This is a genomic window from Streptomyces sp. DS1-CR2 (assembly GCF_055760475.1).
The window spans coordinates 349,393-374,929 of sequence record NZ_CM147085.1; the positions used below are offsets into that span (position 1 = coordinate 349,393).

The 25,537-nt window shown below is 69.7% G+C and carries 18 protein-coding genes and 5 pseudogenes; 12 read left to right on the plus strand and 11 right to left on the minus strand.

Annotated elements, in window-relative coordinates; translation table 11 throughout:
- The first annotated feature begins 102 nt into the window (after positions 1-102).
- The gene (locus tag ACY0PA_RS01745; protein ID WP_473083007.1) at positions 103-456 is read left to right on the plus strand and encodes a hypothetical protein; all 354 of its coding nucleotides are present in this window, start codon (positions 103-105) and stop codon (positions 454-456) included.
- A 19-nt stretch (positions 457-475) separates the two neighbouring features.
- On the opposite strand, the gene ACY0PA_RS01750 is transcribed toward ACY0PA_RS01745, so the two are convergent.
- Both ACY0PA_RS01750 and ACY0PA_RS01755 read right to left on the minus strand, forming a co-directional pair.
- A complete protein-coding gene (locus tag ACY0PA_RS01750; protein WP_473083008.1) occupies positions 476-2,839 on the minus strand; it encodes a M4 family metallopeptidase in 2,364 nt (787 codons plus the stop codon).
- Between the two features lie 559 nt (positions 2,840-3,398).
- Entirely contained in the window at positions 3,399-3,545 is a 147-nt protein-coding gene (locus tag ACY0PA_RS01755) for a hypothetical protein (RefSeq protein WP_473083009.1), read from the minus strand.
- A 420-nt stretch (positions 3,546-3,965) separates the two neighbouring features.
- On the opposite strand from ACY0PA_RS01755, the gene ACY0PA_RS01760 reads away from it, so the two are divergent.
- Complete coding sequence (locus ACY0PA_RS01760; RefSeq protein ID WP_473083010.1) at positions 3,966-4,409, plus strand: hypothetical protein; 444 nt, start codon at positions 3,966-3,968, stop codon at positions 4,407-4,409.
- A 91-nt stretch (positions 4,410-4,500) separates the two neighbouring features.
- On the plus strand, positions 4,501-7,407 hold the full coding sequence (locus ACY0PA_RS01765; protein WP_473083011.1) for an AAA family ATPase: 2,907 nt from the start codon (positions 4,501-4,503) through the stop codon (positions 7,405-7,407).
- A 28-nt stretch (positions 7,408-7,435) separates the two neighbouring features.
- Here ACY0PA_RS01765 and ACY0PA_RS01770 read toward each other — a convergent pair whose 3' ends face one another.
- Positions 7,436-10,411, minus strand: a complete 2,976-nt coding sequence (locus ACY0PA_RS01770) for a helix-turn-helix transcriptional regulator (RefSeq protein ID WP_473083012.1) — start codon at positions 10,409-10,411, stop codon at positions 7,436-7,438.
- A 138-nt stretch (positions 10,412-10,549) separates the two neighbouring features.
- On the opposite strand from ACY0PA_RS01770, the pseudogene ACY0PA_RS01775 reads away from it, so the two are divergent.
- The 4 genes and pseudogenes from ACY0PA_RS01775 (at position 10,550) to ACY0PA_RS01790 (ending at position 14,073) form a co-directional block, all read left to right on the plus strand.
- A pseudogene (locus ACY0PA_RS01775) lies at positions 10,550-11,195 on the plus strand (HAD family hydrolase).
- A gap of 403 nt (positions 11,196-11,598) precedes the next feature.
- The gene (locus ACY0PA_RS01780; protein ID WP_473083013.1) at positions 11,599-12,438 is read left to right on the plus strand and encodes an oxidoreductase; all 840 of its coding nucleotides are present in this window, start codon (positions 11,599-11,601) and stop codon (positions 12,436-12,438) included.
- A gap of 85 nt (positions 12,439-12,523) precedes the next feature.
- Positions 12,524-13,381: an SDR family NAD(P)-dependent oxidoreductase gene (locus tag ACY0PA_RS01785; RefSeq protein ID WP_473083014.1), complete on the plus strand. Its 858-nt coding sequence runs from the start codon at positions 12,524-12,526 to the stop codon at positions 13,379-13,381.
- Between the two features lie 98 nt (positions 13,382-13,479).
- Positions 13,480-14,073 carry a TetR/AcrR family transcriptional regulator gene (locus ACY0PA_RS01790; protein WP_473083015.1) on the plus strand — a complete coding sequence of 198 codons (594 nt, stop codon included), beginning with the start codon at positions 13,480-13,482 and terminating at the stop codon, positions 14,071-14,073.
- 82 nt (positions 14,074-14,155) lie between these two features.
- Here ACY0PA_RS01790 and ACY0PA_RS01795 read toward each other — a convergent pair whose 3' ends face one another.
- Both ACY0PA_RS01795 and ACY0PA_RS01800 read right to left on the minus strand, forming a co-directional pair.
- Positions 14,156-14,956, minus strand: a complete 801-nt coding sequence (locus ACY0PA_RS01795; RefSeq protein ID WP_473083016.1) for an SDR family NAD(P)-dependent oxidoreductase — start codon at positions 14,954-14,956, stop codon at positions 14,156-14,158.
- 157 nt (positions 14,957-15,113) lie between these two features.
- On the minus strand, positions 15,114-16,286 hold the full coding sequence (locus tag ACY0PA_RS01800; protein WP_473083017.1) for an aldehyde dehydrogenase: 1,173 nt from the start codon (positions 16,284-16,286) through the stop codon (positions 15,114-15,116).
- Positions 16,287-16,423: 137 nt separating this feature from the next.
- On the opposite strand from ACY0PA_RS01800, the pseudogene ACY0PA_RS01805 reads away from it, so the two are divergent.
- Both ACY0PA_RS01805 and ACY0PA_RS01810 read left to right on the plus strand, forming a co-directional pair.
- Positions 16,424-16,732, plus strand: a pseudogene (locus ACY0PA_RS01805) (transposase); the annotation flags it as partial.
- Positions 16,733-16,734: 2 nt separating this feature from the next.
- Positions 16,735-16,912, plus strand: a pseudogene (locus ACY0PA_RS01810) (histidinol-phosphate aminotransferase family protein); the annotation flags it as partial.
- A gap of 219 nt (positions 16,913-17,131) precedes the next feature.
- Here the strand turns inward: ACY0PA_RS01810 and ACY0PA_RS01815 are convergent.
- The 3 genes and pseudogenes from ACY0PA_RS01815 to ACY0PA_RS01825 all read right to left on the minus strand — a co-directional run.
- Positions 17,132-17,980, minus strand: coding sequence for an MBL fold metallo-hydrolase (locus ACY0PA_RS01815; RefSeq protein ID WP_473083018.1), 849 nt, complete (start codon positions 17,978-17,980; stop codon positions 17,132-17,134).
- Complete coding sequence (locus ACY0PA_RS01820; protein WP_473083019.1) at positions 17,977-18,555, minus strand: TetR/AcrR family transcriptional regulator; 579 nt, start codon at positions 18,553-18,555, stop codon at positions 17,977-17,979. Before ACY0PA_RS01820 ends, ACY0PA_RS01815 begins: the two co-directional genes overlap by 4 nt.
- A gap of 245 nt (positions 18,556-18,800) precedes the next feature.
- A pseudogene (locus tag ACY0PA_RS01825) lies at positions 18,801-19,266 on the minus strand (transposase); the annotation flags it as partial.
- A gap of 74 nt (positions 19,267-19,340) precedes the next feature.
- On the opposite strand from ACY0PA_RS01825, the gene ku reads away from it, so the two are divergent.
- A complete protein-coding gene (ku, locus tag ACY0PA_RS01830; RefSeq protein WP_473083020.1) occupies positions 19,341-20,099 on the plus strand; it encodes a non-homologous end joining protein Ku in 759 nt (252 codons plus the stop codon).
- Positions 20,100-20,252: 153 nt separating this feature from the next.
- Complete coding sequence (locus tag ACY0PA_RS01835; protein WP_473083021.1) at positions 20,253-21,503, plus strand: PP2C family protein-serine/threonine phosphatase; 1,251 nt, start codon at positions 20,253-20,255, stop codon at positions 21,501-21,503.
- A gap of 36 nt (positions 21,504-21,539) precedes the next feature.
- Here ACY0PA_RS01835 and ACY0PA_RS01840 read toward each other — a convergent pair whose 3' ends face one another.
- Positions 21,540-22,379 carry an IS5 family transposase gene (locus ACY0PA_RS01840; protein WP_473083022.1) on the minus strand — a complete coding sequence of 280 codons (840 nt, stop codon included), beginning with the start codon at positions 22,377-22,379 and terminating at the stop codon, positions 21,540-21,542.
- 448 nt (positions 22,380-22,827) lie between these two features.
- On the opposite strand from ACY0PA_RS01840, the pseudogene ACY0PA_RS01845 reads away from it, so the two are divergent.
- Positions 22,828-23,667 (plus strand): annotated as a pseudogene (locus ACY0PA_RS01845) (IS5 family transposase).
- Positions 23,668-23,910: 243 nt separating this feature from the next.
- Here ACY0PA_RS01845 and ACY0PA_RS01850 read toward each other — a convergent pair.
- Positions 23,911-24,819, minus strand: a complete 909-nt coding sequence (locus ACY0PA_RS01850) for an NADP-dependent oxidoreductase (protein WP_473083023.1) — start codon at positions 24,817-24,819, stop codon at positions 23,911-23,913.
- 245 nt (positions 24,820-25,064) lie between these two features.
- Complete coding sequence (locus ACY0PA_RS01855; protein WP_473083024.1) at positions 25,065-25,433, minus strand: MarR family winged helix-turn-helix transcriptional regulator; 369 nt, start codon at positions 25,431-25,433, stop codon at positions 25,065-25,067.
- Positions 25,434-25,537: the final 104 nt, after the last annotated feature.

A 25,537-nucleotide genomic window follows, 5' to 3' on the forward strand; every position in this document is an offset into this window, starting at 1 on the left:
TTCGCTTCAATCTGCCGTGGCGCGGGGTTCTTCGTGACGTGTGTGTCCTTTCACCAGGGGCGACAACACAGTTCCAACCCGGCCAGAGAGGGCACCGCGGACATGGGCCGCCGGTCCCTGCTGATGGCCGCCCGGGTGATCGGCGCCGCCAGCGCGCTGACCCTCGCACCCGTCGGCTTCGCCGAGACCGACGAGGACACCTCGGCGGGCGCGCCCGCCGAGGGCAGCGAGGTGACGCGCACCGTCACCGGCCACCTGGAGACCGGCGCAGCCCATTTCGTCTACCTGCCCGTCGAAGTCCCGCGCGGCGTCAACCAGATCGCTTTCTCCTACACCTACGACAAGCCGTCCGTGCCCAGCGGCACGCCCGGCAACTCGTGCGACATCTGCATCTTCGACGAGCGCAGCCTCAACGCGGTGACCCAGACGGTGATGCGGGCGTTCGGGCTCAAGTAACTGAAGCGGCCCTGGCAGGTCAGAAGGTCAGGCTCCAGCGGTCGAGGTAGCCGCCCTCGCTCGGGGCGATGCCGGGCGCGGCCGGGGTGTAGTCGGTGATGCGCAGCTTCCAGATGCCGTTGGCGGGCAGGGCGGAGGCGTCGACGGTGAAGGTGTCGTGCAGTTCGGCTCCGGTGTCCCACTCGAAGTCCTTGACCAGCAGCACCGTGCCGTCCGGGCCGACCAGTTGGACGACCTGGGCGCCGATGAAGGTGTGGACGATGTCCACGGACACCTTGAGGTCGGCGGGCGCGTTGCCGGTGCGGCCGGTGACCGTCAGGGGGGTCTCCACGCTCTTCCAGGCGGCGTAGTCGTGGCGGTCGGGGTCGACGAAGAAGTCGCCGCCGGAAGCGATCACCGTCCAGTCGAAGGTGTACCGGCGTTTCTCGGCGGCCGAGTTGGTGAACGTGAGCGTGGTCCGGAAGGTATCCGCCGTGGTGGGGGTGCCGGAGATCAGGCCGGAGACGGCGTCGAGGGACAGCCCCGTGGGCAGGTCGGTGGCCGCGTAGGTGACGGCGCCGGGCCGGGTGGAGACGGCGGAGACGGTGCGGGCGACCGGCTGACTGACGGCCGCGTCACGGGTGTTCAGGGACGTGATGGCGATGTGCTTGACGTAGCGGGGGCCGACGTTGACCGCGGCCCAGGCGTTCGCGACGGACTCGTAGGCGTCGCTGGTGGTGCCGAACAGGTCGGTGGCGGCCTGGAGGGTGGCGGTGCGGGCGCCGGCGTAGTCGGTGGAGCTGGTCATGTAGTGGGTCAGGGCGCGGTACCAGACGTTGGTGGCGTTCCGCAGGCCGATGCCGGAGACCGGAAGACCGTCGTAGGTGGGGCTGTCGTAGTGGACGCCGTTGATGGTCTTGTGGCCGCTGCCCTGGGAGATCAGGTAGAAGAAGTGGTTGGCGACTCCGGCGCCGAAGTGCGGGTCGAGCAGGTGGGTGCCGGGGGTCCAGTAGTCCTGTGAAGTGCCCTTCTCCGAGGCGTCCTTGGAGGGCTGGTCCATGTAGCGTAGGGGCTTGCCGGTGCCGCGGACGTCGGCGAGCTCGCCGATGGTGTAGTCGGGAACGTCCTTGGGGTTGTTCGCGAAGAACTCGACGGCGGTGCCCAGGATGTCGCTGGTGGCCTCGTTGAGGGCGCCGGACTCACCGGTCTCCAGCAGGCCCGCGGTGGCGGCGGTGACCCCGTGGGTCATCTCGTGGGCGGCGATGTCGAGTTCGGTGAGCGGGTGCCGGTTGTCCAGGCCGTCGCCGTAGGTCATGCAGAAGCAACTGTCCAGCCAGTAGGCGTTGGCCAGGCCCGCGACGTGCACGTTGGAGACGGCTCCCACGCCGTCGTCGGCTATGCCGTTGCGGCCGAACACATCGTGGTAGAAGTTCCAGGTCGTACGGGACCCGTAGGCGGCGTCGACGGCGGCGGTCGCCCGGTCGTCGGGGGTGCCGTCGCCCCAGACGTCGTCGGCGTCGGTGTACAGGACGCCGAGGCCGCCGTTGGTGATGTCGCGGACGCTGTTGCCGCCGCGCTGGGTGTCCACCAACTGGTAGGTGTCCCCCACCCGTTGGGTGTCGAGCTGGACGGTGCCGCTGTACTGGCTGTTGCCGACGCCCGCGGTCACCTCGTCGTAGGCGGCGAGCCGACTGCCGGTGGCGGCGTCGAGGACGACGTGCAGACGGCTAGGCGTGCCGTCCGCCCGCTCCCCGCCGATAACGTTGTCGAGGGCTAGTCGCGGGGTGCCGGAACCGGCCCAGACGACGCGGCGCGCCGGTCCATCGACGGCGGCGTGCGCGATGTGCTGCTTCCTGGCCTCGGCCAACGCCCCGCTCCTTGCCTGTTCCGCCGTCACACCGTCCTTGACGGCGGGCACGGACAGCGGGGTGCGCAGGGAGTCGTCGATACGGCGGCCGTGCGGGCCCTCGTGCACGATCAGGTCGCCGCCGCCCTCGACGGGCAACCCCTGGTAGTTCCGCGCGTAGCGGGTGTGGAACGTGCCGTCGGCGTCCTTCAGCACGTCCTTGGCCACCAGGTTCTCGCGGCTGCCGGCGTGCAGGGCCTTGCTGACGTCGGCGCGGTCGCCGTCGGCCCGGTCGAGCAGCGACTTGCGCTCGGCTGAGCCGAGGGGCACGGCCGTGGCGCCCGCCCTGGCGTGTGCGGCGACGAGCGGGGGCGCCGGGGTGTGCGCGGCATCGCGGGCGGTGCCTGTGGGGGCCGGGGCGGCGGTGGCGGGCGGGATGGCCAGGGCGAGGGCGCCCAGGGTCACGGCGAGGGAGGCCGCGAGGGGGCCCACGGGTCTGAGGCGTGACGTCTGCCGGTCCGCGCGCGGCACACGTGCGTCAAGCTTGAAGCGGGGCATGGCTCTCCTGGCTCGGAGGGAGGTGACGCAGGCGCCGCGACGATGGGACGCCTGTGGAGCTGAGGCGGCTGCGACACCTGTGCGCAGCAGCGGAAGCGACGGGATCGTTGCAGGTACGGAGCCTGCTGTCAGCATTCCGGTGATCACTGTTCGAAATTCGGCCACTCGCCTGCCCTGACACGCCGGGGTCGATCGGGCCTCCGACGGGCGCCTTTACGCTGCGGCAACATTCGGCCACTTCTGAACTTTGGCTGTTTCCCGATGGTGCGTGTGTGCGTGCACGCGGCGGCGCCTGTGTGCCGCACGGTCGGCCGCGACACACACCCAGAGCCCGACGGGTTTCTCCGTGGGATCGACGCTTCCGCCGATGCGCCTGCAATAAGTCTCGCGATATACGGCAGGCGCCTTCCTGCTCACCAGTGCAGGAAGGCGCCTTTTGATATGACCTGAATCAGTTCCTGTGCCACAGATTGGCCGTGCCGTCGCTGGCAGAGGCCCAGTAGTAGTACGGGCCCGTAACTCCCTGCTGCTCCCCGGCCCAGGAGTTCTCGACGCTGACTCAGAACTGGCAGTCGGACCAGGAAATGTGCGTGCCGTGGTCCGTAATCAGGGTGTTGCCCTGGGTGGCGGCCTGCGCGCCTGTCGTGAGCGCGGCGACTGCGGCTCCGGCGACAAGGACCACCGTGGCGATCCGCTTCTTGAGCATGCATACTCCCGTGAGTTTTTGTGGGCAGAATTGCCGAATTCAATTTCCGCACCTTTTCCCTGCACAGTCAATGATGGAGGTGAACGTGCGCCCCGATGAAGCGCACATGGATATCTGCGACAGGGTGCCGGAAATTAAATTGGCGTTAACCTGGAAAAAGGGAAAGGCTAACCGTTCATAAACGTGCGGCACCGGGTCGCAGGTTCACTTGAATTCCAAGCGGCGCCGACCGCGTCGGCTGCGGGGACATGTCCGCTCCGCCCCCCGGAGGGGCGAGGTTCGATGCACACGTGCCGTCTGGAGGTGTCTCGTTGACACCTCCGGACGGTCGCATTCCGCCCTGAACCAGGCAGGGACATGTCTAGACGGGTGTTCTGCGGCTAGTTTGACCTCATTGACGGCAACAGCCCGAGGACCAACATGCAGGTGCACCTGAACCCCCCGCTCGAACCCGGTAGTGCGCCCCAGCTCGCCGCCGCCATCGTTGCGGCGGCAGCAGACATCAGTGATGCGGAGCTGGACTACAGTCCGGAGAGCATCGATGTCGTGGAGGACATTGTCGACGGCTTCCGGGCGGAGGGTGTGAGCCGTGAGGAGATGGCCGAGTCCCTCGTCGGCTTCGGCTGCTACCTCGGCGAGATCGTGACGCGCCACATCGGCGGTGCCTGGCGGCACACCCCGGCCGCCCCCTTCCCTGCCGCCGCGTACGTCGTGGTGCTGCCGGACGCGCGGGAGTGCCGTCCCATCGACTGGGTCTTCAGCCGTCTGGAGTCCGGGGCCGCTGTCAGCATCCGTGACCTGTACGCGGCGGCAGCGGTCGGCGGCGCGGACAGCGGGATCGCGGAAGAGGGGGCACTCGGGTGAGCGCGTGCCGCAGACTTACGGGCCTGGAACGATAGAGGTGACCGGGTACGGGGGGCAGGCCTGCGAAGGGGCGGGGAGAGCGGGAGGGCACGTGATCAGCGCGCACGTCGGCGCAGAGGCAGCCGACCTGACGGCAGAAGCCGGCTTGACCGACACCGGCCCGGACGACCCCCGCCCCGACGACACCGACCCTGACGGCAGGGGCCTGGTCGGTCGGGCGCGGGAGCGGGAGCTGGTGAGCGCGCTGCTGACGGACCTGCTCCGGGGCGGCGCCCGGGTGCTCCACCTGAGCGGCGCGCCCGGTACGGGAAAGTCCGCCCTGTTGCGCTTCGCCGCGGCGGAGGCCGGGCGACAGGGCGTACGCGTGCTGTCGACAGCCTGGGCGCCCGGCGAAGAAGCGCTGACCCATGCCACGCTGCATGGCCTGCTGCGTCCCGCCCTGGCATGGGTCGGCGACCTGCCGGACCGGGACCGTGCCGTGCTGCGCGCCGCGTTCACCGGCGGCGACGCCGTGCCAACGCCGACCGAGGTGGCCGCAGCGGCGCTTCGGCTGCTGGCCGCACTATCGGAGCCGGTGCTGCTGTGCGTGGACGACCTCGACCGCCTCGACTCCGCCAGCCGCGCCACCTTGCGTGCCTTGGCCGCGATCATGCCCACCGGTTCCACGCCGAAGGGACCGATGGAACCGGTGGGCATGATCATGGCCGAGCGCGCCGTCGGCGCCAGCGCCTGGTCGCCTCCGCACGGGGCCACGGTGGCGCTCGGCCCGCTGCACGACACGCACGCCCGCGCACTCGTCGCCCGCGCCGGACGGGTCACCGGGTACGGCGAGGAGCAGCTCGTCCTCGCCGTGGCGCGAGGCAATCCGCTCGCCCTCACCGAGCTCGCCCTGGGCGGTGACCGGCTCGGGGACGCGGCCGGCTTCGGCATGCTGCCCGCGACACAGCGCCTGGCCGAGGCGTACGCGTACGACTGGGTGACGCTGTCCACGTCGGCCCGCGACGTGCTCCTCACCGCGGCGCTGAGCACCTCACCGTGCGCGCGGGACATCCTGCGCGCGAGCACCTCCCTGCTCGGCGACGCCGACGCGGCGCGGGCGGGCCTCGCGGAACTCGTCGCTCTCGGACTGGTCGTGGAGTCGGTCGACGTGGTCGAGGCGCTGGAGGCCGGCGAAGGCGTCGAGGAAGGTGTCGAGGGCGGCGATTCTCGGGTGCGCTTCTGTGCGCCGCTGATGCGTCCGGCCGTGGTGCGGCTGGCGTCGGCGGCGCGGCGTGTGGCCGCGCACGCCGCGCTCGGGCGGAGCCTGACCAGCCCCGCCCAGGCCGCCTGGCACGCGGCCCAGTGCGTGGCGGGTCCCGACGAGGAACTTGCGCGGCGGCTGGAGTCACGGGCAACCGGTTCGGGTTCGGTCACCGGGGTGCTGGTGGCGCTCGCCGCGCTGGAGGCCGCCGCGCGGCTGTCCGCGGACCCCGAACGCCGGGCGGTACGGCTGCTACGGGCCGCCGAACTGGCCTGCGACCACGGTCTGGTGGACCAGGCCCTCCGGCATGTGAGCCAGATCGACCCGACCGAGTTGGGGACGTTCGGGCACGCCCTGCTGCTGCGGGTGCACGATCTGCTGCCGGGCAGCAGCGCGGCCGGGCGGGAGCGGATCGTCGAACTGTGCGAGGCGGCGCACGCGGTCGCCGCGCAGGATCCCGTGCTCACCCAGAAGCTGCTGCTCGGCGCGGCTCGCAGATGCCGGTGGCAGCAGGTCGGCCCGGAGCGTGACCTGGTCCTGCGAACGGCGAAGGAGCTGCGGGCCGGGCCCCGGGACGGGTGGTATCTCGTCGTGCTGTCGCTGACCGAACCCCTGAGCGTGCCACGGCCCCCGGTCCCGCAGCCCGTGCCCCGACCCTCCCAGGTCGAAGGCCGGAGCCTGTTCAGCCAGGTAACCACTCTCACCATCGACTTCGAACAGGCCGAGCCGCTCCTGGAAGAGGTGGAGGCTGCCTTCCGCGCCGGCGGCCGGTACGGGCAACTGCCGCTGATGCTCGTACCGAGGACGATGTGCCAGATCTGGCTCGGCGCCGAATGGCACACCGCCCTGGCGCTGGCCGAGGAGAGCCGGATGATCGCCGAACGGACGGCGCAGCCCGACTGGGGCGCGCGGGCCACGGGGATGCTGGCCGTCGTCGCGGCGCTGCGCGGGGATTACGACCGGGCGCTGGAGTGTGCCGCGGAGGTTGAGGAGTCCTCCCTGCGCCTCGGCCAGGACAGGCAGTTGAGCCTGGCCGTGCTGGCCCGCGCGCTCACCGCGTCCGGCACGGGCCGTTACGCCGAGGCCTACGTCCGGCTGCGTTCCCTGTTCGCCGACCCGACGACGCCGTACGCCTTCGAGCAGTTCTGGGGGCTCGCCTTCCTGGCGGAGGCGGCGCTGCCCGCCGGGGAGCAGGCCGATGCCAGGACCGTTCTCGACCACGTCACGGCCCTGACGCAGGCGGGGTGTTCCCCCTTGCTGGAACGGATCGTGGCCTACGCCGACGCGGTGCTCGCCCCGGACGACGAGGCGGAGGCGGAGGAGCGCTACCGGCGCGTGCTGCGACCCGGCATCGAGGTGTGGCCGCTGCTGCAAGGCATGACCCAGTTCGGGTACGGAGCCTGGCTCAGACGTCGGCGCCGCGTCACCAAGTCCCGCACGCCCTTGTCCACGGCCGAGTCGGTCTTCCGGGCGCTGGGGGCCGCGTCACGTGCCGAGCAGGCCGCCTCGGAGCTGCGGGCGACGGGCTGGGTGGCAGACGAGCGGCCCGCCGAGGACGACCTGGCCGACATCGCCCGCGTGCTGTCACCGCAGCAGCTCACCATCGCCCGGCTGGCCGCCCGCGGCCTGTCCAACCGGGCCATCGGGGAACAGCTGCGGCTGTCACCTCGTACGGTCGCCTCGCACCTGTATCAGATCTTCCCGAAGCTGGGCGTTTCCTCGCGCGCGCAGCTCGCTGCGAGGTTCGGGGCCGAGTGACACGCCGCCGTGTGACGCGGGGCGGCGTTCAGGGGGTGTGCGGGTCCCTCAGGACCTCGGCGAGCTGCGCGCGGGAGGTCACTCCCAGCTGGGGGAAGATGCGGTAGAGGTACGCGCCGATGGTCCGGGGCGCGAGACCGAGCTGTTCGCCTATCTCCCGGTTGGACAGTCCGCGAGCGGCCAGCTCGGCGATCCGCAGTTCCCGGGCGGTGAGCAGCTCGCGCGCCGCGGTGGGCCGGGGTGAGCCCGGCGCGGCGCCGTCCGCCCGGTCTCCGGAGGCCCGCAGTTCCGCGGCGATCCTCGGGGCGCGTGCCTCGGCGCCCAGCATGGTAAAACCGGCCGCCGCCTGACGCAGGGTGGCCTGGGCGTCGGCGAACTGCCGCCGCAGTCGCAGCCACCTGCCCTCCGCCAGCCGCAGCGGCGCCTCCAGGTGGGGCCAGCGGGACAGGTCCTCTCCCAAAGCCCGTTCATACATCGTCTGCGCGTCCTGGTCGTCCGCGAGGACGGCCCGCGCCACCGTGAAGCGGAGGGCGACCACGCGGGGGCGCCGCGGACCCAGTTCCGTCTCGAGCCGGTCGAGCGTGGCGAGCGCCTCCTGGGAGGCGTGCTCGGCCTTGGCGGCCTCGGCGAAGGTCACCACGGCGAACAGGGCGGCCGCGCGCGTGCGCGGATCTGTCAGGAGTGACGACAACGCGGGCAGGGCCGACGCGGTCTGACCGGACTCCACCAGGGCACAGGCCGTGCCGACCGCGAGCACCGCGTCGATCGAACGCACCGAGCGTCGGGCCGCCGCCAGGTCATGGGCGTCGGCCGGGTCCACCGGGGCGCCGGTGCGCAGGGCCCGTACGACATGTTCCAGAAGGCGGGTGGCCGCCGTGTGGTGCTCCTGGCCGTACGCTCCGTCGGCCAGCTCCGCGCACCGCCGGAACGCGTGCTCGCCCTGGACCCAGTTACCCATGGCCAGGTGCGCCAGTCCCTGCCGCAGCAGCACCCAGGGCAACTGGTCGGGCAGAGCGTGAAAGCGGCGGCGGCGCTCCGCGTGCCGGAACAGGTCCAGGGCCTGCAGCGGGTCACCGGCCAGCAGCGCGGCTTCTCCGAGGCGTTCGATGTCGCGTACCGACAGGTCGCTCAGGTGCCGGTCGGCGGAGGCGCCGGCGAGAACGGTGGCGGCCCGGTCCAGGGGGCGGACCGTGGCCATCGCGTGCAGGAGCCGCGGGTCGTGCGCACGGTTCGGGATCGCGTCGAGGAAGGCCAGCAGCGCCTCGGACCTCTTGTCGTCGCCCACGACCGCGGGTGCCGTGATCCGGACCAGTTCCAGGGCGTTCTCCTGCTCGGCGGGACCGATGGGGGTGGGCCAGGAGGACGGGTCGGTGGGGTCGGGGTCGGGGGCGGGGTTGGGGTTGGGATCGGCGGTGGGGCCGGGATCAAGATTCGGGCTGGGCCCGGACCCAGGGTCGGCTGGGATGGTTCGGTCCGTTCGGGCCAGGGCCTTGGCGCACAGGGTGCCCAGGGGGCCCAGCGGGTGGCGCAGCGCGCGGTGGGCCATCGCGCGGGTCATCCGTTCCAGGCCGAAGAGCTGGGCGAGCTGGGCGGCCCGTAGGGCGCAGCGGCCCTGGTCGGCGGCGCTCGGGTGGAGGTCAGCGGCGCGTCGCAGCAGGCGTACGGCCGTCGTCGGGTCGCACTGCTCCAGCGCGTCGCCGTGCAGCGCCTCCAGGCGGGTGGCCAGTTCCGGGTCGTGGCTCTCCACCGCCTGGGACCGGTGCCACAGCATCCGGACCGAGCCGGGGGCCAGGACGGCCGCCAGGGCGGCGTGCGCGGCCCGGCACCGGCGCGGGTCGGTGCCGTGGACGATCGCTCCCGCCATCGCGGGGTGGCTGAAGTACGGGCGCATGCCGTCGAACGTCACGAGGCCCGCGCCTTCCGCGGGGTCCAGAGCCGCGAAGTCCACCGCGGTCCCGCCGATCCTGGAGGCGGCCGACAGCAGCAGCGGCAGATCTCCCTCCGGGTGCAGCGCCGCGACCAGCAGCAGGTCGCGGGTCGCGGCGGGCAGGCGTGCGGCACCCGGCGCCATGGCGGAAGCGAGCCGGTCGGAGGAGGCGGGCATGCTGGGCAGCGATTCCTCGGACGGGACGGGCAGTTCCAGCAGGGCCAGGGGGTTGCCGGCCGCGGTCGCCAGGAGTTCGCGGACGGTCTGCGCGTCCAGGCCAGGGCGTCGCGAGGCCAGGAGCAGGGTGGATTCGACCGGGGGCAGCGGGCCGAGCGACAGCGTGGGCAGACCGGTCAGGGGGTTCGGCGGGGTGCGGTGCGGTCGGGAGGTCATCAGCAGGGCCAGCGGGTGGCCCCAGGTCCGGCGGGCGACGAAGGCCAGCACGTGCCTGCTGGGCTCGTCCAGCGCGTCCCAGTCGTCGACGGCGACCAGGAGGGACTGTCCGGCGTGGCTGACGGCCGTCAGCACCTCCAGGGCGGCGAAGGACAGCCAGGACTGCCCGCCGCCCGGTGCGGGGGCGCCCTCGACCAGCACCCTGGTCAGCGCGTCGAGGTCCACCGCGGCGAGGGAGTCAGCGGTGGTCGGTGGCCGCTGTGGGTCTGCCAGCACCGGCCAGAGGATCTGGAGCAGGCCGGACAGGTCGGGCGGGTTGCTGCCGCGGATGCCAGCACAGCGTAGGACGCGCATGCCGGTGGCCGTCGCGGCCTGGACGGTGGCTTCCAGTAGCACCGACTTGCCCGCGCCGGCCTGCCCGTACATCACCCGGACCGCGCCCTGGGCGGTCACGCCCTGAGCCGCCGTGTCCTGGGCCGCTGTGTCCTGAGCCGTCGTGCGCTGAGCCAGCGCGCTCTGGGCCGGCGCCTCGAGCAGGAAGTCCCGTAGCGCCCGTAGCTCGGCGACGCGGCCGACGAAGCCCGGATCGACAGGCCGTGCCTGGTGCAGGAAGGAAGAGGGCGACGGAGTGGGTTCCCCGCCCTCGGCCGCGGGGTTGGGGGGGAACCTGCCTTGCGCGTTCATCGGTTCCCCCTGCTTTGGTGCGCACGGTCCCATCCGTCGCCAGGAGCGCTCTCGTGCATGCTGCCATTCCACTGGAGAGGAAGGCGAATGACCAGGGCCGTCCGTTTCCGGCGGTCCCGCCAGGCTAGGGTCGCGGGCTTGCGTCTTGCCCTGTTCGACCTGGACGGCACCTTGGTCGACCGTCGTGCCGCGTTCGCGGATGCCATAGCAGAGCTGGCCCACGACCATGCCTACGGGCTGGAGATCGAGGGCTGGTTGCGCACCGAGCTGGCCGAGAGCGCGGACCGCGGCGACTTCGAGCGGCTGCGGGCCACGTTCCAGGTCAAGGAGTCGGCCGAGCATCTGTGGACGGTGTACGTCGATCGCATGGCGGCCGCCGTGCACTGCCGGCCCGCCGTACTCGACAGCCTGACGGGGCTGAAGGACGCCGGCTGGAGCATCGGGGTCGCGACCAACGGTGCCAGTGACATCCAGCGCGCCAAATTCCGGGCCACCTCTCGCCGATCTGATCGACGGGATCGCCACGTCCGGTGACATCGATGTGCACAAGCCCGACGCCCGGCTCTTCGAGCTCGCCGCCGCCCGGTGCGGCACCCAGTTGACCCCAGGCGACTGGATGACCGGGGACTACCCCGAGTCCGACATCGCCGGCGGCGCGGCGCCGGGTCTGCGCACAATCTGGGTGCGCTGGCGTGCCTGGCCCGAGGGTCTCGGGGTTCCGCACCACACGGCTGACGACGCCGTCGAAGCCATCGACTACCTCCTGGAGCACTCCACGCTGTAGTGCGCCCGGCGCGCTGAGACATGTGTGCAAGCGACCCGTGGGCGGCGGAATGTCAGGAACCTGTTGGGTTCCTGTCGCCGTCCGATGCCCTCCGGCCGGGTTCCACGACGGAAGTGAAGTAGGATCCGTCGCCGTTCCTACGATGACCACATGTGTGCGTACGTGGTGCTCGCCGACGACGATCCCAAGCAGGCCGATCTCATCGCCGCGCGGCCGTCGAAAGGAAGAAACATGTGACTGGGTGTCTCCATGTCGGCCGTTACGTGTGGCGATCAGCAGTGCAATGACTTACATGTCACGTCTCGTCGCCCGTCAGAGCCGGGAAGACTGTCAGCCAATCGACTCAAGCCCCGTGTCGACCCAGACGAGAGAGTGGGTGGAAAGCGAAAAGAAGGGCAATCCCATGGCTTCTACGTGGTTGATCACCGGTGCGTCCCGAGGGTTCGGGCGTGCCTTGGCGGAAGCGGTGTTGGAGAGCGGCGACCAGCTCGTGGCGACCGCGCGTCGGCCGGAGCAGCTGGCCGACCTCGTCGACCGGTACGGCGACCGGGTGCGGACCGTGGCGCTGGACGTCACCGACACCGTCGCCGCCCGGCACGCCGTCCAAGTCGCCGTCGATGCCTTCGGGCGGCTGGACGTGGTCGTAAACAACGCCGGGTACGCCAACAGCGCTCCGATCGAGGAGATGGCGGAGGACGACTTCCGGGGCCAGTTCGAGGCGAACTTCTTCGGGGTCGTTAATGTCACCCGGGCCGCCCTGCCGGTGCTGCGCGCGCAGCGCTCGGGGACGTTCGTGCAGTTCTCCTCGTTGGGCGGCCGGGTGGGCGGCACGCCCGGGATGGGTGCCTATCAGAGCGCGAAGTTCGCGGTGGAGGGTTTCTCCGAGGTGCTGGCCAACGAGGTGGCACCCTTCGGTCTGACCGTCGTCATCGTCGAGCCGGGTGCCTTCCGGACCGACTGGCAGGGCTCCTCGATGGAGCTCCATGCCGTGGGTGCCGACTACGAGGAGACCGTCGGCGCCATGAACACGTATCGGGCGGAGAACAACGGCACCCAGCCCGGTGACCCGGTCCGCGCGGCCAGGGTCCTCATCGACGTCGTACGGCATGACGACCCGCCGCGCCGGCTGCTGCTCGGTGCCCAGGCCGTGACGATGGCCCTGGAGGCGGGCGAGGCGCGCGCCGCGGAGACCCGGAAGTGGGCCGAGGCGAGCGGCGCGGCGGACTTCCCTGCCGGGGAGTAGGCACCCCGCCGCCCTTCCGTCCCTTCCCCCGTTCACCCCCCTGACGACACACCTGTACCTGTCATCCCTTCGAAGGAGATACCTCATGTCTCGTAAGACCTGGCTCATCACCGGCGCTTCCAGCGGACTGGGCAAGGCCCTGGCCGAACACGTCCTGGCCCGTGGGGAGCAGGTGGTGGCGACGGCGAGTTCGACGCGCGCCACCACCGAACTGGCCGCGCGCTATCCGGAGACCGCGCTGGCGTTCAAGCTCGACGTCACCGACGCCGGCGACCGGGTCGCGGCGGTACGTGCCGCGGAGGAGCACTTCGGTGGCATCGACATCCTCGTCAACAACGCGGCCATCGATTTCGTCGGCGCCCTTGAGGAGCAGCAGGAGAGCGACTACCGCAGGCTGTTCGAGGTCAACTTCTTCGGCGCGGTGGAGCTCACGCGCACGGTGCTGCCCGGCATGCGGGCGCGGCGCAGCGGCACCGTCGTCAACGTCTCCTCGATGGACGGACTGGCGAGTCTGCCGGCCAACGGCTACTACTCCGCCAGCAAGTTCGCGCTGGAGGGCTTCACCGAGGCCCTGTGGCAGGAGATCGAGCCGATCGGCCTGCACGCGATGATCATCCAGCCGGGTTCCTTCCGTACGGGCATCGAGAACCGCACGAAGGTGTCCGGTGAGGGCATCGAGGACTACGCCGCCACGGCCGGGGCGTTCCGGGCCATGATGAGCAGCCTGTCGCCGGAGATGTTCCCCGGTGACCCGGAGCGGGCGGCCGAGGCGATCTACCAGGCCGTCGGCGCACCGGAGTTGGCGCACTGGGTGGTGCTGGGCAGCGACGCCCAGCGGCGCATCGGCGTCAAGCTCGAGCAGTTGCGGGCCGAGTTCGAGGCGGGCAGGGAGCTTGCGCTCAGCACGGACTTCCCGGGGGCCGCCGACAACGCAGTGCTCTGACGGGTAGCACTCCTCTGCCGCCCCCGCCTCACGGCGTGGGACTGCACGGCGCACGGGGGGCGCCGGTTCGGCCGGACGCCCCCCGTATGCTCGTCCCCATGAATACCGCACATCCCGTTCGCCGACGCGACGGCGCCGCGACCCGCGAGGCGATCCTCGCCGCCGCGGTCGTCGAGTTCACCGAGCACGGGTACGCCCGGGCCGGGGTGCGGCAGATCGCCGAGCGGGCGGGTGTCACGGCGATGATGATCAACCGTTATTTCGGTTCGAAAGAGCTTCTGTTCGCCCAGGCCGTCGACCGTGCCTTCGGCCCGCCGACCATCGTCGGCGAGGCACCCGCCGGGCTCGCGCACTCCATCGCCCAGATGCTCGCCGAGCGCACGGCGCCGGACGCCGAAGGGCTCGACCCGTTCCTGCTGATGCTGCGCTCGGCATCGGATCCGGAGGCGACGGACGCCGTCCGGCGGGGTGTCGAAGCCCATGTGGGGGCACGGCTCGCCGGGCTGCTCGACGGTCCCGACGCGGACGTACGTGCACAGCTCGGACTCGCGCTGATCGCTGGTACGTGGCTGCTGCGCAGCGTCCTCGGCACCACCGCTCTCGCCGCGGCCGACAACGACCTTTTGACGGGCCTGCTCGCCGACATGCTCCGCCCCGTCACCCGCGAGGACGGGGACAGCGCCACCGAGTAGCCCGCCCCGCCGAATCCGGGACCGGTGAAGCCGGTACGTGCCGCCCCGCGCCCGGCCGGGCCGCCTACCGTCCGCGTCTCGCTCAGAAGGCGGTGCGGATGAGGCCGCCGTCGACGCGGATGGTGGCTCCGCTGATGTACTGGGCGTATTCGCTGCAGAGGTAGGCGACGGCGCCGGCGATCTCGTCGGGCTCGCCGAAGCGTTCCTGGTCGTTGGGGATCAGGGCGTTGACGGCGTTGGGCTGGATCTCTTCCCAGGTCTGGCCCCAGCCGCGGGCCGGGCCGATTTCGGTGACGAGGTCCTTGGTGGCCTCGACCAGGATGGCTCCGGGGGAGACGACGTTCGAGGTGACGCCGGTGCCCTTGAGGTCGCGGGCGAGGGAGACGGCGAGGTTGTGCCGGGCCGCCAGGGTGGCGTTGTACTGCGGGTGGGTGTTCATCGGCTGGGAGGCCAGACCGCCGCCGATGGTGATGACACGGCCCCAGCCGCGCTCGCGCATGGCGGGCACCAGGTGCTGGATCATGCGGACGCCGGAGACGACGTTGACGTTGTAGGTGTCGCGCCACTCGTCGGGGCTCGCCTCGGCCCAGGACAGGTGCCGGTAGAAGCCGGCGTTGTTGACGAGGATGTCGATCGGGCCGTCGGCGGTGGCCGCTCGGGCGACCTCGGCGGCGGTTGCGTCGTCGGCGAGGTCGCCGAGGACCGTGGTGGCGGTTCCGCCGGCCGCGCGGATGTCCTGCGCAACCTTCTCGGTACGGTCCTTGTCGCGGCCGTGGATCACGACCGCCGCACCCTCGGCCGCCAGCAGCTTCGCGGTGGCCTCACCGAGCCCGGCACTCGAACCGGTGACGAGCGCACGCTTTCCAGTGAGATTGAGGTTCATGTCTGGTTCCTTCTGCGTGGTCCCGGGCCCTTTCTGACGGCCGGGAGGGTGTGTCCTCTTAAGTATACAGCTGTAGACGTTTTCTGTCAGGGGATAGGAGAGGCGATCAGGACGGGCCATCCGCCGGGGCACCCGGCCCGGGAGTCCCGGGTGGAGGTCAGACGGTGATGGTCTTGTACTCGGTGTACGTGCCGAGGCCGACCGCCCCGTACTCCCGACCGACGCCGCTCGCCTTGAAGCCGCCGAACGGGCCGTCAAAGGCAACGGAGGCACCGTTGACGGTGATGGTGCCGGTGCGGACCCGGCGGGCGACCGCCAGCGCGTGCTCTTCGTCGGCGGACCAGACGCCGCCGGACAGGCCGTACTCGGAGTCGTTGGCGATACGAACGGCGTCGTCCTCGTCGTCGTAGGCGATGACCACCAGGACCGGGCCGAAGATCTCCTCCTGGGCGATGCGCATGGAGTTGTCGACGTCGGCGAAGAGGGTGGGCTTGACGTAGTTGCCCTTCTCCAGGCCCTCGGGGATCTGCGGGCCGCCGGTGACCAGGCGGGCGCCCTCCTCGATGCCGAGCTGGATGTAGTTGCGCACCCGCTCCTGCTGGTCGGGGCGGATCATCGGGCCGATGAAGGTGTCGGGGTCGTCGGGGTCGCCGACCTTCAGCGACTCCACCAGCGTCTTGAGCCCGCTCACGACCTCCTCGTAGCGGCTGCGCGGGGCGAGGATGCAGGTCTGGGCGATGCAGGACTCGCCGTTGTTGAGCAGGGAGCCGAACTTCAGGCCCGCGACAGCCTTCTCGATGTCGGCGTCGGGGAGGATGATCGCGGCGTACTTGCCGCCGAGCTCCAGGCTGACCCGCTTGAGTTGCTCGCCGGCGATCGCGGCGATACGGCGGCCGGCCCGCGTCGAGCCGGTGAAGGCGATCTTGTCGACGTCCCGGTGCGACACCAGGTACTCGCTGGTCTCCCGGTCCGCGGGTAGGACGCTGATCACACCCTCGGGCAGGCCCACCTGCTCCAGCAGCTCGGCCAGGAAGCCCATGCTCAGCGAGTTCTCCGGGGAGACCTTCAGGACCACCGAGTTGCCCGCGAGCAGGGAGGGGATGATCTTCGAAGTGGCGGAGGAGAAGGGCGAGTTCCACGGGATGACGGCGGCGACGACGCCGATCGCCTCACGGCGCACCACGCTGCGCACCGGGGCCGCCGGGTCGGAGGGGACGAGCGTCTCCTCCCAGGCGAACTCCTCGGCCGCCTTCAGGTAGGCGTTGGCCTGACGGGTCAGACCGGGCTGTCCGGCGCGAGTGAACCAGATGATGTCGATTGGTACAACCACGCCTGGCTCCACGGTGAGATAGGGCACATCCCGCCCGTCGAATACGAAGCCAACCACTACACGGAATCCACGAAACCCCAGGTCACAACCACAATCTGAGATCTCTGCCGAACCCGGGGCGGTTCACATCCTGAGTCGCGCTGCTGGACGCCGTGCGCCTGGGGCCCGCCGACGACGCGACGCTCGTGACCGCCGCCCAACTGCGCGACGTTGTCGAGCGGTTGACGCAAGCCGGGCACTGGCAGCCGGGCGACCCCGAGATCCTGATTGTGATGGATGCCGGCTACGACGTCGCCTGCCTCACGTATGCCCTGGACGATCTGCCGGTCGTCCTGGTCGGGCGCCTGCGCTCGGACCGGGTCATGCTCCGCGACCCGGGCCCGGCCCGCTGCGGCCCCAAGGGCGGGCGGCCCCGCCGGCACGGTGGCGTCCTCACCTTCGCCAAGCGATCCACGAACTGCGGCACCGGGTCTATGCGCAGGAGTTGGGCCAGCATGCGCCCAATGCCGAGGGGCGGTTGGTCGACGGGCTCGACGGCGACAATGTCTACCTGGTCGCGGCTCGCGGCCCGGACCGTGTCGGTCAGCGTGACGCGGCCGTGGGTGGCCCGGTACGGGCTCGACAAGCGAAAGTCGACTTTCCGGACCCGGCGGGGCCGACGGCCGCCAGCAGCGTGCCTGGCTCCAGGGCGCGCAGCACGTCCGTGTCCGCCGCCGTGCCGGCGTTGCCGTCGTCTTGTGGGCCGTGCGCTGCGGTCCACCGGTCGGGGCCGTCGGCGCGGGTGTGCCGCCAGTCTTGCCGGGATCCGACCGCACGCATGGCTTCGGCAAGGCCCTCGGGGAACCTCAGACCGCTATGGTCGGCGTCGTCTTCTGGTGCCGGCGCAGTTCCACGGCATCGTGCGCGGAGAAGATCGTGATCTCGTCGCCTGCGGTACGCGCCAGCTCCAGCAGCCGGTGCTGGTTGTGCAGACGGAGGGAGCGCTCGGTGTCCATGAGGGACTGGAACACGCGCAGACCGGCGGGTGCCGAGCGGGGGTTGACCGGATCGACCTGGCCGTGGAAGAAGTAGGCGTCGCCCGCGTGCAGCAGCCAGCCGTCGCCGCTGTCCACGGCCACGCCGGTGTGGCCCCTGGTGTGGCCGGCGAGCGGCACCAGCAGGATCTCCGGCGGCAGGCCGGTGAGTTCACGGACGGCGTCGAACCCGAACCAGGGCTCGCCGGCGGCCTCGTACGTCTGCCAGTTGGGCCCGTGTGCCCGTTGCGCCACGGGGTACCGGCTCCGTTCCGCACTCGTCCCTGCCGACAGTGCGGCATCGAGCTCGCTCTCGAGTACGTGCACGGTGGCGCGGGGGAAATCGCGCAACCCGCCGGCGTGGTCGAGATCGAGGTGGGTGAGCACGATGTGCCGGACATCCTCAATGTCGTAGCCGAGCGCGGCCACTTGGCGGACCGCGGTTTCGTTCGGGTCGAGCACTGGCCTGGCCACGGTCCGGAACTGGCGGCCGAGAGATTGCTCCGGCCGCTCGACGTCGTCGAGCCCGATGCCCGAGTCGACGAGCACCAGGCCCTGCTCGGTCTCGATCAGGAGGCAGTGGCAGACCATCTCGCCGCAACTGAACGGACTGCCCGTCCCGTTGACCAGCCGACGGCCGAACGGCCGCAGGGTGCCGCAGTTCAGGTGGTGGATCTTCATCGCATGGCCTCCGCAAGGGTCAGTCGTAGATGGGCGCCGACCACACGCAGCGGCGCGACGTCCCGTTGAGTCCTGGCCAGCAGGAGCGCGCCCTCGATCGACGCGACCAGGACGACGGCCAGTGCCGGCGCCCGGTCGGCGTCGACCCCGTGCCCGGTGAGGAAGTCGGCGATCGTGCCGGTCCACGACTGGTAGACGTGGTCGCACGCGGACCTGATCATGTCGCTCGCGCCTGCGGAGTCGAGCGCGACCGTCGCGACCGGGCATCCGGCGGTGAAGTCCGACGACACCAGGGTGTCGGCCAGGTAGTCCAGTACGGTCTCGACGGCGGCCTCGGGTTCCTCGGCCGCATCGAGGGCTGCCTTGATCAGCAGGCACATCTCGCCGCCTGCCTGTGTGAGCGCTTCGGACGCGAGCTGTTCCTTCCCGCCGGGGAAATGGAAGTAGAGCGACCCCTTCGGCGCCCCACCCTCGGCGAGCACTTGGTTGAGGCCGGTGGCGTGGTAACCCTGCGTCTGGAACAGCGTGGCTGCGGTCCGCAGCATCCGTTCTCTGGTGTCTGTTCGGCGTGCCATGCAGTTAATATATAGACTGGTCTAGTAAGCGCAAGAGGCCGGATCGAGCCGGATCGGGTTCAGCGCCGTGGGCTGAGTTTTTTAGGGGACAACCCTCACTCGATTTCGGGCTTTCCCGGGGGCGTTCGGACGCCCCTCCCTCGGCAGTCCGACGCGACTTCTTCGCCGAGCAGTCCTGATCAGGCTGCTTGCGGCATCACGTAGCCGTCAATGGTGTCGCGGCGTTCAGCCGGGCGGGCCTTGCGGCGGGTGAGCCGCCGGGTCATGAGAGCTCGCCGCCCAGGTGATGAGGAATTCGCTCACTTCGGGGGAGCCGTTCGTGGTCGCGGCAGTGCCGGCGGGCCCTCAAAGTCCACGACCAGGCTCGCTCAACCGCCCCAGCGGCGTGATAGCACGATGACGCCCTTGGTCTGGGGTGGCCTGCGCACCGTCTTGATGGTGATGTCGAGGTACTTCTTCGCCCAGGGCACCAGGCCGTTCTTGGCATAGGCGGAGTCGGCCCAGAGATGGCGATCTCCGGGTGCATCAGGACGAGGCGGACTCCCGGGCCACGAGCGAGTCCTGGGCGTCGGCGGGGGTGACCATGACCAGCAGGACGAGACTGCGGTGGTCGCAGATGAGGTGCCGCTTCCTGCCATTGATCATCTTCCCGCCGTCCCATCCTCGCGTTGCTTTGCTGACGGTCTCGGAGGCCTTGATGGGCTGGCCGTCGGCTGGGCCGGCTCAGTGAGCCGGTCCCACGTGGCCGAGGTGCACCCTGAGCGGTGGCGATGGACGCTTAAGGCATGAGGGCCCTGTGGTCCGGCGTGATCCAGTTCGGGCTGGTCGTGCTGCCCGTGAAGGCGACCGAGGAGCACCACGTCCGGCTTCGGGAGACCCATGCCGCGGACAGCGGCAGGGTGCAGCACCGGCGGTTCTGTGAGGCCGAGGACCGTGAGATCCCGTACGAGGAGGTCGGGCGCGGCTGGGAGCTGCCGGACGGGCAGCTGGTGCCGCTGAGCGATGAGGACCTGGAGCGTCTGCCGCTGGCGACCAGGCACGTCGTGGAGGTACTCGGCTTCGTGCCCGGGCAGGACATCGACCCGATCTCGTACAGCAGGCCGTACTACGTCGGCCCCGGCGGCCCGCCGGCCGACCGGCCGTACGCGCTGCTCGTCGAATCGCTCGCCCGCACGGGACAGGTCGGCGTGTGCAAGGTCGCCGTCCGCTCCCGGGAACGGATCGCACTGCTGCGGCCACGCCACGCCATGCTCATCCTCCATACGCTGCTCTGGCAGGACGAACTGCGCGACCCAGGGGACCTCGCCCCGTCCGCACCGGTCACCGACCGGGAGCTGGAGCTCGCCGAGATACTCATGCGCGAATTCACGGGTGTCGAGGTCGACCAGCTCCAAGACGAATACCAGCACGCACTTGAGCAGTTGGTCGAGGCGAAGGTGTCCGGCGGCAAGCTGGCCGCGCCGCCCGAGCCCGGGCCGGCGGTGGACTTGACGGCCGCGCTGGAGGAGTCGGTGCGAGCCGCACGCGCCCACCAGGACGGCTGAATGGCTGGTGATCTGTTGCCGGTGGCGGTGGCGCGAAGCGCGAGCGAGCCGTCGCGGCGCCTTCGCACGACACAGACGAACACGGCGAGCGTGGCCGAAGGGCAGCTCCTAGATTGAGGAGGAGGCCATGGGGGCGGGAAGGGAGGTTCACCGGTGGCATCGCGGGTTGATCACGCGGCGTTGTTCGCCGCCACGCCGAGCCCTTACCTGGTGCTCGGGCCGGACCTGGTGATCGTCGATGTGAACCGGGCCTACCTGGAAGCCACCCAACGCACCCGGGAGGACCTGCTCGGTAAGCACATCTTCACCGCCTTCCCGGACAACCCCGCCGACCCTGAAGCCGAAGGGGTCCGCAACCTCGGTGCTTCCCTGCACCGGGCCCTGGCCACCCGCAAGCCGGACACGATGGCCCTGCAGAAGTACGACATCCCCGTCGTGGACCGTCCAGGCGCCTTCGAAGAACGCTGGTGGTCCCCGGTGAACACCCCCGTTTTGGGCGAAGACGGGCAGGTGGCCTACATCATCCACCGGGTCGAGGACGTCACCGCGTTCGTCAAAGCCCACCCGGCCGCCCGCCCCACCGGCGTCCCGGTGGGCGAGCGCCTGGAGGAGACTCAGGCTTTGGAGGCCGAACTGTACGCGCGGGCGCGGGAGCTGCAGCGGCTGAACGAGGAACTGCGCCAGGCCCACGCCCGCGAACGCGAGGTCGCCGTCACCCTGCAAGAAGCCATGCTCGACGTCCCCGACTTGGCCCACCACCGCGATATCGCGGTGCGCTACCTGCCCGCCACCGGCTCCCTCAACGTCTGCGGCGACTGGTACGACGTCGTCGACATCCCGCCCGACCGGCTCGCCGTCGCGGTCGGCGACGTCATCGGCCACGGCCTTAAAGCCGCGGCCGTCATGGGCATGCTCCGCAGCGCCCTGTCCGCCGCCATCCGTGCCCTGGAACGCCCCGCCCAGGCCCTGGAGGTCCTTGGCCTGTACGCCCGCTCCGTCGACGGCGCTCTCGGCACCACCGCCTTCAAAGCGGTCGCCGACAGCCGCAGTCGACTGATCACCTACAGCAACGCCGGCCACCCACCCCCGGTCCTCGTTCACCCCGACGGCCGCTATGAACTGCTCGACCAAGCCACCGACCCGCCGCTCGGCGCCCGCCCCCAGCACGTCCTCCGCCCACAGGCCAGCCTGCCCTACAAGCCCGGGGACACCCTCGTGCTCTACACCGACGGACTCATCGAACGCCGCGGCGAGGACATCGACGCCGGACTGGGCCGACTGACCGATGTACTCAGCGAGTGCAGCCGCCTCGGCACCGAACAACTCGCCGACACCGTCCTGGCACGCCTCGGCGTCCCCAGCGGCGGCCGAGACGACATCGCCCTGATCATCGTCCGTCTCTGAGAAGGCGTTTGATCTAGGCGGAGTGCGGCTTATGCCCTAGTAAGTTCCTCGCCAGGTTGGTGTGGACTCGTCGGTTATGCGCTTGGCGGTGTTGTCGATCGAGGTGATCTGGATCATGGCCTCGGAGCTGGCGTCCAGGCTCTCGTAGTCGCGGGCGAGCCGCCGGTGGAGCATGATCCAACCGATACTCCGCTCAACCACCCAACGTCTTTTTACGACGTGAAATCCGCGGACGTCGGATTTCCTGTTGACGACTTCGACGACGATACCGAGCGTGGCTCCGTGCTCGATGACGGTCTTCTTGAAGCCGGTGTCGACCCAACTCTTTGTAATAGTCGGGTAGGTGGCCCTCGCCTGGTCGAGGAGGCGGACGCCGAAGGTGTTGTCGGAAAGGCCGGCGGAGGCGACGGTGACGGCGAGGAGGAGGCCGATAGTGTCGGTCAGGATGCCTCGCTTCCGCCCGACGATCTTCTTGCCGGCATCGGTTCCCTGGCTGGCCACGGGCACGTTGGTGGAAGTCTTGACGCTCTGGGTGTCGATGACGGAAGCGGTCGGCTCGGCCTTCTTGCCCTCCTTTACCCGGGCCAGTCCAACGAGGTCGTAGTTGAGCTGCGCGAATATTCCTTCGTCGCGCCAGGCTGCGTAGTAGAAGTAGACCGTGCCGTGGCTGGGGAAGTCGTGCGGGAGGTACTTCCACGGGATTCCGGTCCGGTTCAGATAGAGGATCGCGTTGAACGCGTCCCGCAAGTCGACTTGAGCCGGTTTTCCCGTGGGGCGTCGGTCGAGCCGGGCTTGTCGCCAGGCCGTGAGGGTCGGCTCGATCAGGGCCCAGCGGGCGTCGGACAGGTCGCTGGGGTACGGCTTGCGCGCGGTCACCGGGCAACGCGATCAAGGTCGGGCCGGAAGATCTGATTCCGCCAGAGCTTGGCGTTTCTGTCATATCTCTACGTCAGACGGTCTGCGAGGATGAAGTACGCGTGAAGCGGACTGGCGCGGGTTGCAGCGCGCGAGGGGCAACAAGACAACTAAGCAGAATCAGCGCAAAGTTACCCAGCGGCAGAAGTCGCAAAATAGACCATACCTAGGTAAACACCCTCTCAGAGGGCGTTCACATAGGGTTCTTCCGGTATGCGGGTTTTGACTGTGCCCCGCTTTGAGCGCCTTCGCCCGGGTGGCAGTCTTATGTTCCCCTGCGGTCCGCGCACTCGACTGTCCGCCTCATGCACTTCTGTAACCAGAAACCCGTCTGATTTGAAAATGCCCCGGAACCGCCCGATCTCCGGCGGAACCGATCCCTCCAGCATGCCCATGATCACGCTGTGCCGTGAGCGAGCGCAAGCCGTACCCCAGCGACCTGTCCGACGCCCGATGGGCCCTGATCGAGCCGACGCTGACGACCTGGCGGAATGCCCGACTCGCACGCCGTCCCACCGGAAAGCCGGCCCAAGTCGATTTGCGTGACGTGTTCAACGCACTCCTCTACATCAACCGCACCGGAATCCCTTGGAAATACCTCCCGCACGACTTCCCGGGCCACGGCACCGTCTACTTCTACTACGCCGCCTGGCGCGACGAAGGAATCTTCGCCCAGGTCAACTACGACCTCACCGCCCTCGCCCGCGTGAAAGACGGCCGCAAACCCGAGCCAACCGCCTCGGTCATCGACACCCAGAGCGTCAAGACCTCCAATAACGTGCCCCTGACCAGCCAAGGAACCGATGCCGCGAAGAAGATCGTCGGCAGGAAGCGAGGCATCCTCACCGACACGATCGGCCTCATCCTCGCTGTCACCGTCACTGCTGCCAGCCTCTCGGAAAACGCCCTGGGAATACGCCTCCTGGACCAGGCGAAGGCGAAGTACCCGACCATCTCCAAGAGTTGGGTCGACACAGGCTTCAAGAACGCCGTCATCGAACACGGCGCCCGCCTTGGAATCGACGTCGAAGTCGTCAACCGAAACCCGGAGAAACGCGGATTTCACGTTGTGAAAAGGCGCTGAGTGGTAGAGCGAAGCATTGGTTGGATCATGATGCACCGCCGCCTCGCCCGCGACTACGAGACCCTCACCGCCAGCTCCGAAGCCATGGTCCACATTGCCTCGATCGACAACCTCAGCAGGCGCATAACGGACGAGAGCACGCCAACCTGGCGAGGTACCTACTAGGGCATACACGGCAATACGCCTAGATCAAATGCCCTCTCACAGGGCGGGACAGCCCAGCAGCACTCCGTCGGTGCCCACGCCAGAGCTTCCCTCCGTCGGGGAACACCTCGAGCCCCGTCGCCGGCCACCGCAGCGGCCGGGGGCGAACTCCCACCGCACGAGCGTGCCCGCACCTGCCTGATGTCCGGCGTCGCCGGGACACCGGGCACAGGACTCTTCCAGCGTGGTGCTGCCTCAGGCGCGTCAGCCTACGGTCACGACAAGTTTTCCCTGGGCATGCCCGCTGTCGCTGTCACGCTGTGCCTGCGCTGCAGAAGCCAGTGCGTAGGTGCGGCCGACGGTGGTTTTGAGAGTCCCGTCGGCCGCTTGCCGGGCCGCTTCGGCCAGACGCTCAACGGAACGCTCCTCGGGAGGGGCGGCGAAGATGACGCCGAACTGTTGTGCGCGGAAGTCGGCGGTGGTGACGATGCGTTCGGTACCACCGCGCAGTTCGATGGAGTCGGGCAGAGCGTCTCGGCCTGCGAGGTCAAGGACTGCGTCGACGCCGTCCGGGGCCAGAGCACTCACCCGCTTGACGAGGCTGTCCCCGTAGGCCGTCGGGGTCGCCCCGAGGGACGTCAGGTAGGCATGGTTGCCCGCACTGGCCGTACCGATGACGCGGGCGCCGCGGCTGACGGCGAACTGAACGGCGATCGTGCCCACCGCACCGGCCGCGCCGTGGATCAGAAGGGTCTCATTCTTCTTCAGGTCGAGCAGCCGCAGCACACGGTCCGCGGCCTCGACAGCGACAGGGAGTGTGGCGGCCTCTTTGAAGGAGAGGCCGACCGGCTTGATCGCGAACTGACTGGCGAGGGCGAACTCGGCGTAGGAACCGGTGTCGGACCATCCGAGTACCTCGTCCCCTGCAGCGATGGACGTGACCCCCTCACCCACCGCGTCAACGACTCCGGCCAGTTCCCGGCCGGGAATCGCCGGAAGCGGGGTGGGGAAGACCTGCTCAAGCGCGCCGGAGCGAATCTTGCCGTCCAGGCCGTTGACGCCTGCCGCCGCGATGCGCACGCGTATCTGGCCCGGCCCCGGAAGGGGAAGGTCGATTGAAGTCTCATGCAAGACTTCCGGGCCGCCGAACTGATCGAAGACGATGGCTCTCATGGTGAGATTTCCTCTCGGATGGAGATGTGGAACAGGCCGTCCGAGTCCGCTAACGGTTCACGGGTCTTCGTCGAGCAGGCAAGGACGGTTGCTGTCTGCGGCCCGTGTTTCGTGCGGCTGCAGCGCCTGGTTGATGCGGTGCCGACGCCCCCAAGGCGCCTCGGGGATCAGGTTGATCCGGGCGGCTGGCACTCTCATGCTGCCGTGCGAGGCACTATACGTCCCGGTATACCGCGTTTTTCCAATTATCGGTGCAAGCTGTCACGCTGGGTGATGGCCACTTCGATGGCCAGGGCGCTGGAGATGAAGGATGTGACCGCGTCGTCGTCCAGTGCACGAACGGACAGGCGTTCCAGGTGGGACCACATTGCCTGTAAGGGCTGCCTCAGGGCACGCCCCCGAGCGGTGAGATGGACAAGCTGCACCCGCCTGTCATTGGCGGCGGGTTCGCGGACGAGTAGCCCCGCCGTCTGCATCCGGCGCAGGGACCGGGAGACGGTGGAGTGGTCCAGGCCGACGGCTTCCTGCAAATCTGACTGGCTCTGGCCGTCCTCATCCAGAAGCCGCATGATCAGCAGCTCCTGCCCCGGATGCAGACCGAGGTCGCGCAGCATGCCTGACGCGACGGTCCGATGCGCCCGGGCCAGGAGGAAGACTGTGCGGCTCAGCCGGCCCGCAGACGCGGAGGGCCCGGCGGTGTCAGAGGAGGCGTCGTTCC